Raw genomic sequence first — 438 nt, forward strand, 5'->3', positions numbered from 1 at the left:
CGCCATGGGTGTGCCCTTTGTCGATCGCGGCGAGCAGCGCCCGCGCCGCCAGCTTGAGGCCGGTTTCGCAGTCGCAGCCATCCGTCGCGTAATGCCGGGCATCATCGACAAGCTCAGCAAGCTCAGGATCGGCAAGGCTTATGAAATAGTGCGAGCGGGTTTTCCGGACGATCGCAGGCGTCGGCAGATCGCGTTCCGAATGATCGTCAAGGAACGTCATCGGCACCTTGACCACGCCGGCCGAGGCAGCTTCCAGCGCCGGCCCCCGGAGACGGTAAAAGAACCGATCGCCGCCGAGGTAGCCCACTTCCCGCCCGTCAGGGTGAATCTCGTAATCCGGACCCTCATAAGCGCAGAAGGACCGGCCGAGGGCACGCTTGGCGGCTTGCCGTGCTCCCCGAACCGCTGCGCTCCGCGTGGCGTAAAGATGTTCGTTGC

Annotated in this window: 1 protein-coding gene; it reads right to left on the reverse strand. The window is 64.6% G+C overall.

Features of this window, described 5'->3' with window-relative positions:
- Positions 1–307 (reverse strand): hypothetical protein (locus tag AACY49_RS31165; RefSeq protein ID WP_339528186.1); only part of this gene is annotated, 307 nt, incomplete at its 3' end.
- Positions 308–438: the final 131 nt, after the last annotated feature.

Origin of the sequence: Pseudomonas sp. EL_65y_Pfl2_R96, from assembly GCF_963970905.1 — a bacterium.
GTDB lineage: Bacteria > Pseudomonadota > Gammaproteobacteria > Pseudomonadales > Pseudomonadaceae > Aquipseudomonas.